Below are 6,420 nucleotides of genomic sequence, written 5' to 3' on the forward strand. Positions count from 1 at the left end.
CCTCTTCTTTGTTGGGGGATCTCGATACGCAATTGCCGTCCGCGGGTGTTCCGCATTGGACAACAGCAATCGCTATAAGCAACAGAGTGGGGTAGCTCACACTGCTTGTCAAGGCTTTTCCCTTCTGTTGCGCAGGGCCCGGCGCTTATTGCGCGGACCCTTGACAGCGGCGGTGGCGTAGCTCACTCTGTTGCACATGGCGATTGTTGTTGCGTAAGAAGCAATTGAAAGAGGACGTCGAAATGAAGACGCTAGCTATTGTGGGGGCTTCCCTGTCAGGCCTCTCAGCCGCCCGGGCCGCCCGGGCCCAAGGTTTCACCGGCAGGTTGGTCATCATTGGCGATGAACCCCACCGGCCGTACGATCGACCCCCGCTCTCCAAGGAGTTCCTGCTTGGCCGGGTGACGGCAGAGGACCTTTCTTTAGAGTGCGACGACGACGGGCTGGAAGCTGAATGGCTTCTGGGCAGCGGAGCAGCCTCCCTCGATGCCGGGTCCCGGAGCATCCGCCTGAAAGACGGCAGCACCGTCCAAGCCGATGGCATCGTCATCAGCACCGGGGCAAGGGCGCGGCAGCTCCCCACTCTGGCCGGGCTCAGCAACGTCTTTACCCTTCGCACGCTCGCTGACGCCCAGGACCTTGCTCCCGAACTGGTGCCTGGCAGCAGAATGGCAGTCATCGGCGCCGGCTTCATCGGCGCGGAGGTTGCCGCCGCGGCCGCATCGCGGGGCATGGACGTCACGATCATCGACACCAAGCCGGTACCGTTCGCAGCCCAACTCGGAACTGAGATGGGCGGGCTGGTGGGCGGGCTTCACGCCGCAAACGGGGTGGAACTCATTTCCTCCGCCGTTATTGAGGACTTCTACAGCGGCGAAGGCAACGTGACAGGCCTCCGGCTGCAGGGAGGGCGCTATGTGGGCACCGATGTTGTGGTGGTAGGCATTGGCGCCGAACCCAATACCGAGTGGCTTGAAGGCTCCGGCCTGGAGCTGTGCGGCGGGGTGGTGTGCGATGCCATGGGCCGTACCAGCGCGCCGGGGATCGTTGCCGTGGGTGACTGCGCCGCCTGGTTCGACGCCGAGGTGGGGCTGCACCGCCGGATGGAGCACTGGACCTGCGCCCTGGAACGGCCGGCCGTTGCCGTTGAAGCCCTGCTGGACGCCGGCGCCACGCCAAAACCGGCGAAACCACACTATTTCTGGTCCGACCAGCACGGCGTCAAGCTGCAGTTCGCCGGCCACTCAGCGGGGTACGACCGGCTCGAGATCGAGGCCGGCGACCCGCAAACTCACAGTTGCCTCGCCGTCTACTACCGGGCCGATGTTCCAATTGCCGTCCTCGGCATGAACCAGCCCCGGCTCTTTACCAAGTGGCGCCGCAGCCTTGCGGCGCCTGCCCCCGCACTCGTGGGAGCCGCCGTCGTGCATTAACTGCCAATTCCACCCCCGTACCAATACCTACCCACCAAGTTTTGCTGTTGATCTTTTGTTCGTAAGGAGGACAAATTGTCTGTTGAGGTTAGTGCCCCGAGTCTGATCCCCACCCTGCCCGGCTACACCTACGTGGATGAGGCCGTATTCCGGGCCGAGCAGGAGCGGATCTTCGAACAGATGTGGTTCTGCGCCATTCGGTCCGCGGACCTGGACAAGGCGGGTGCCTGGAAAACCGTGCAGATCGGGCGGGAAAGTGTGCTGATCAGCCGGACCCGCAAGGGCGCCATCCGTGCGTTCTACAACGTCTGCAGGCACCGCGGCGTGAAGCTGTGCATGGAGGAGCAGGGTGAAGCCGCCCGCTCGTTCCAGTGCCCCTACCACGCCTGGACCTACGATTTTGAGGGCAAGCTCATCGCCGCGCCCAACCTGACCAAGATGCCCGATATTGATCGGGACGAGTACGGCCTGGCGAAAGTGCACATCCGCGAGTACCTCGGCTACGTGTGGGTGTGCCTGGCCGATGAGCCGCCGTCGTTCGAAGAGGAAGTCATGGGCGCCATTGAGGAGCGGCTCGGCGATCTGAAGGCAATCGAAGGCTACGACGTGGCCAACCTCAGCCTGGGCCGCCGCATCCGCTACGACGTGAAGGCGAACTGGAAGCTCATCATCGAGAACTTCATGGAGTGCTACCACTGTGCCACCATCCACCCGGAACTGACCGAGGTCCTGCCGGAGTTCGCCGACGGCCTGGCCGCCCAGTACTTCGTGGGCCACGGCGCGGAGTTCGGGGACGAGATCAAGGGCTTCACCATCGACGGTTCCGAAGGCCTGGACATCATTCCCGGCGTGGGCGAGGACCAGGACCGGCGCTACTACGCCATCACCATCAAGCCCACCGTGTTTGTGAATCTGGTGCCGGACCACGTGATCATCCACCGCATGTTCCCGATGTCCGCAGACCACACCATTGTTGAATGCGACTGGCTGTACCTGCCCTCGGTGGTTGAGAGCGGCAAGGATGTCACAGCCTCGGTGGAACTGTTCCACCGGGTCAACATGCAGGACTTCGACGCCTGCGAACGCTGCCAGCCCGGCATGGCTTCGAAGACCTACGCCAAGGGCGGCGTACTGGTCCCGAGCGAGCACCACATTGCCGCTTTCCACGATTGGGTTCAGGAAAAGGTGGGTGACATCGCCCCGACCGGTGAAGTGCGGATAGGCCTCACCGCCGAGACCGCGCCGCTGGAGGAACGGGCTGAAACCCTCAAACGGTACGAGTCACCGGCAAGCCGCGCCTCCTAGGGTTCGCCAAGCCAACCGTTGGCAGCCAGGGTTCGTCGAGCTGGCTTCGCCGACGGCGGTGCCTTGCGCAGATAAGCACCCCGGACTTCTGTCCGGGGTGCTTATCTGCGTTCCGGGCGCGGCATGCAGTTAGCGCCGGGTGTAGCCCATCCTCGCGCTGACCTGGATGCCGGCCTCCTTCATTCCTTCGACGAGTCCCGGCTCCTTCTCGGGGTCGAAGCGGAAGGCGGGGCCGGAGATGCTGATGGCGCCAATGACCGTTCCCTGGTGGTTGTACACCGGTACGGACAGGGAGTTGATGCCGATCTCGAATTCCTCCAGCGTGACGCCGTAGCCGTTGCGGGCGATGCTGATCAGTTCGTTCTCAAGCTTGGCCCGGTTGGTGATGGTCCGCGGGGTCCTTGCCGGCAGCCCTGTCTCTTTCAGGATCCGGTCCCGTTCGTCCGCGGACAGCGCCGCCAGCAGGACCTTTCCGCTTGAGGTTGCGTGCAGCGGGGTCAGGCTGCCCACCCAGTCGTACGTTGCCAGCGTGGAAGGCCCCATTGCCTGGTCCACGTTGACGGCGTAGTTGGAGCGCAGCACGGCGAGGTTCACGGTTTCCTTGAACTGGTCAGCCAGGCTCTCCATCACCGGCCGCGCTTCCTGGACCAGGCTCAGCCGGCCCGGGATGGAGCTGGCCAGCCGCAGGATGCCGAAGCCGAGCTGGTACTTTCCGCGGTCACTGTTCTGGTGAACCATCTCGCGGCTCACCAGCGATCCCAAAAGCCGGGAGACCGTGGATTTATGGATCCCCATCTCCTCGGCGATGTCACTTACGCCGGCGTGGCCGTCGCGGGCCAGGATTTCAAGGACTGCAATGGCCCGGTCCACCGACTGCACGCCGCCGTGCTGGCCCGCATCCGCGTCAACGTCGGATTCGCGGTCATTTTTCGAAGCCATGATTCATACTCTCAACTAGTGTGCGGCTTGCTTGCCCGCCTCAGAAGGACCATGTAGCTCCCTCTCGGTTAGTTCCACGCTTCCGATCCTATGCGAGGTCCAGGGAACGAGGGTTAGTTTTAGGACATGACTGCAACGCACCGGTACGACGTCGACATCCTGCATCTTCTGGTGTCCCCTTCGCACGCCTACTTCGGCCGCGCGCGGGAGGGGGCGGCGGATGTCCCCACCAGGGACGCCGAAACTGTCGAGCTGGTGGCGGGCAAAGGAATCGTGGGTGACCGGTTTTTCGGCAAGGCAGCGCATATGGACGCGGCAGTCACACTGATTTCCATCGAGGCGCTCGAAGCGATGGCAGCGGAACTGGGTGCTGCGCCGTTCGACCCGCTGCTGACCCGGCGCAATATTGTCCTTCGGGGCGCGCAGCTGGCACCGCTGATTGGTGGGGAGTTCGTGCTGGAATCCCAGGGACAAGAGGTGCGCTTTAGGGCCGGCCGGGCCGCCAACCCGTGCGCGTGGATGGACCAGATGCTCGCTCCCGGCGCCCACAAAGCGATGCGCGGCCGCGGTGGCGTACGTTGCCAGCCGCTCACGGGCGGGTTCCTGCACCGCGGTCCGGCAGTGCTGCTTAGTCCGGTGCCCCTGGAGCCCCGCCTGGCAGGCGAGGCCGCCAGGTTGAAGGCGTCACGGCTTCCTTAGGGAAGGCGTGAGGCCGCCAGGTGGAATGACGGCTGCCTTAAGGAATGCCCGGAGCGGGTTAGTGGCCGCCTGCCCGTCCTGCCGGACCTGTCATTTGTTGGCCCATTGACTGGGCATCCCTGAGGCTGAACGGGGCGGGGTGGAGACGGGGTTCTGCAGGCTGTCCACGAATCTGTTAAGTTCCGTGCGGAGCTTTAGCCACCCCTGGGCGTCGGCGGGGAAGGCGTTGGCCTGCGCATCACGGGCGGACTGCAGCAGGGCGCGGCCCTCGTCCGTGAGCCCAATGGTGAATTGGCGGCGGTCCCGCGGGTGGCGTGTCCTGGTGACCAGGCCCGCAGCCTGGAGTCGCTCCAAAACCCTGCCTATGGTCTGGCTTTTGACATGGATGGATGTTGCCAGCTGCTCCTGGTTGAGGGGCCCGTTAGCGAGGCCGCCCATGGCAATGGCCGCGGCCCGGGTCAGCCCCAAGGGCGCCAACACCTCATCCTGGCGGCGCTGCAATAACCGTGCTGCCAAGACGAGGAGGCGGTAGCCATCCCGGATATCACTCTCTGAATTGCTCTTCATCTGAACCGTCCTTGCCTCTGACGTTCACACGACGCAGTGACGTCGATGCTGTCTGTGCCTTCGACGGCGGTGCACGTCGTCGGCGGATTACGCATGGTTCACGCCCCTACAATAAGCATGCTTATCATCCCCTTGGCAAGCTGGCCCGCAATTCGCGTCAGGCATCGGCTGCATTCCCTCCCGGATGACCCCACTCCCCTGCCCGGATCCGCAGCGAGGGAAAAACCAGCCCTTGCAAAGCGGATGGCAAGTGTGCTTAGTATCGAATAATAATCTTGCTTACTATTCGTTCCGAGCCGGCCCCCGCCGGCAATCTCGCCAGAGCGATCCATTGAGAACGTGATCCATCGAAAGAGAGCGACAAATGACTGAGAACCAATGGCCCCAGACATCGCCGTCGACCCTCGACCAGTACGGGGACCCGGCCCCGGCCATGCCGGCCGGAGCACCCGGTGGCACCGCATCAAAAACGGACGCCGCCAAAACAGAGGCTTCAGGCGTGGCCAACCAGGCAGCTGGTGCGGCACAGGACGTGGCTGAAACAGCCAAGACGGAGGCTGCCAACGTAGCCGCCGAAGTGAAGACGAACGCCCGGGACCTCCTGGACCAGGCCAAATCGGACCTCACCAGCCAGGCCGGCACGCAGCAGCAGAAAGTAGCGGAGGGGATGCGTTCCATCTCCACCGAACTGCGCGCCATGGCGGACGCCTCCCATGAGCCGGGCGTGGCGTCGGACCTGGTGCGCCAGGCCGCCGACCGGTCGCATTCCGTGGCGTCGTGGCTTGACGGCCGCGATCCCGGATCACTCCTGGACGAAGTCAAGACCTTCGCCCGCCGCCGCCCCGGCACCTTCCTTCTGCTTGCCGCAGGCGCAGGTGTGCTGGCGGGACGCCTGGGCCGCAGCCTGCAGGCCGGCGCCCCCGCCTCCACCGGGACTTCCACCCCATCAGTCCAGCAGCCCGGCTACCCCGCGGCATACCCAACCACCGGACAGGGCCTAACCGGACAGGCCGTAACCGAGCCGGGCGTAGCGGCCGGAGTTGGTGCGCCGTTCTATGACGAGCCCGCCGTGGGCCATCCGGGTCTGGCCGAACCCACCTACGGCGAGCCCGCCTTCGGTGAGCCGGGTGCCGCCCAGCCCGAGTACGGCGAACCGGCCTTCGGTGAGCCGGCGTACGGTGAGCCGAGTGCGGCCCAGCCCCCGTACGGCGAACCGGCCTTCGGTGAGCCCACGTTCGATGATCCTGCGCGCCGTCCGTCCACGGACCCGGACGCTGAAGGGGAAGGACGCCACCTGTGAGTAACCACATTCCGGAGCCGCCTCCCTCGGAGGCGCATGTGAAGGCGGATAACACCTCGCTCGGTGACCTGCTCGGAGAAGTCACCCGCGACCTGTCCACCCTGATGCGCCAGGAAGTCGAACTCGCCAAGGCCGAACTCAAAGAATCCGCCACCAAAACCGGCAAAGGCGGCGGCA

At 64.6% G+C, this 6,420-nt stretch carries 7 protein-coding genes; 5 read left to right on the plus strand and 2 right to left on the minus strand.

The annotated features are described in order from the left end of the window. Positions 1-242: 242 nt before the first annotated feature. Positions 243-1,433, plus strand: a complete 1,191-nt coding sequence (locus PY310_RS16575) for an NAD(P)/FAD-dependent oxidoreductase (RefSeq protein WP_275215568.1) — start codon at positions 243-245, stop codon at positions 1,431-1,433. Positions 1,434-1,508: 75 nt separating this feature from the next. After that, on the plus strand, positions 1,509-2,738 hold the full coding sequence (locus tag PY310_RS16580) for an aromatic ring-hydroxylating oxygenase subunit alpha (protein ID WP_275215569.1): 1,230 nt from the start codon (positions 1,509-1,511) through the stop codon (positions 2,736-2,738). A 129-nt stretch (positions 2,739-2,867) separates the two neighbouring features. On the opposite strand, the gene PY310_RS16585 is transcribed toward PY310_RS16580, so the two are convergent. Then, complete coding sequence (locus tag PY310_RS16585; RefSeq protein ID WP_275215570.1) at positions 2,868-3,677, minus strand: IclR family transcriptional regulator; 810 nt, start codon at positions 3,675-3,677, stop codon at positions 2,868-2,870. A gap of 126 nt (positions 3,678-3,803) precedes the next feature. Here PY310_RS16585 and PY310_RS16590 point away from each other — a divergent pair, with 126 nt between their 5' ends. Then, complete coding sequence (locus PY310_RS16590) at positions 3,804-4,376, plus strand: MOSC domain-containing protein (RefSeq protein ID WP_275215571.1); 573 nt, start codon at positions 3,804-3,806, stop codon at positions 4,374-4,376. A gap of 90 nt (positions 4,377-4,466) precedes the next feature. Here PY310_RS16590 and PY310_RS16595 read toward each other — a convergent pair whose 3' ends face one another. Beyond that, positions 4,467-4,943 carry a MarR family transcriptional regulator gene (locus PY310_RS16595; RefSeq protein ID WP_275215572.1) on the minus strand — a complete coding sequence of 159 codons (477 nt, stop codon included), beginning with the start codon at positions 4,941-4,943 and terminating at the stop codon, positions 4,467-4,469. A gap of 364 nt (positions 4,944-5,307) precedes the next feature. Here PY310_RS16595 and PY310_RS16600 point away from each other — a divergent pair, with 364 nt between their 5' ends. After that, positions 5,308-6,243, plus strand: coding sequence for a hypothetical protein (locus PY310_RS16600; protein WP_275215573.1), 936 nt, complete (start codon positions 5,308-5,310; stop codon positions 6,241-6,243). Further along, on the plus strand, positions 6,240-6,420 hold a 181-nt coding region (locus tag PY310_RS16605), incomplete at its 3' end, for a phage holin family protein (protein WP_275213968.1). The genes PY310_RS16600 and PY310_RS16605, both read left to right, overlap by 4 nt.

This window comes from Pseudarthrobacter naphthalenicus (assembly GCF_029076445.1).
In the GTDB taxonomy this organism is placed as follows: Bacteria; Actinomycetota; Actinomycetes; order Actinomycetales; family Micrococcaceae; genus Arthrobacter; species Arthrobacter naphthalenicus.

What these genes read in the sequence shown, in the direction of transcription:
- PY310_RS16575 (WP_275215568.1), top strand. Translation starts at nt 243, where the DNA reads ATGAAGACGCTAGCTATTGTGGGGGCTTCCCTGTCAGGCCTCTCAGCC.
- PY310_RS16595 (WP_275215572.1), bottom strand. Translation starts at nt 4,943, where the DNA reads ATGAAGAGCAATTCAGAGAGTGATATCCGGGATGGCTACCGCCTCCTC.
- PY310_RS16600 (WP_275215573.1), top strand. Translation starts at nt 5,308, where the DNA reads ATGACTGAGAACCAATGGCCCCAGACATCGCCGTCGACCCTCGACCAG.
- PY310_RS16585 (WP_275215570.1), bottom strand. Translation starts at nt 3,677, where the DNA reads ATGGCTTCGAAAAATGACCGCGAATCCGACGTTGACGCGGATGCGGGC.
- PY310_RS16590 (WP_275215571.1), top strand. Translation starts at nt 3,804, where the DNA reads ATGACTGCAACGCACCGGTACGACGTCGACATCCTGCATCTTCTGGTG.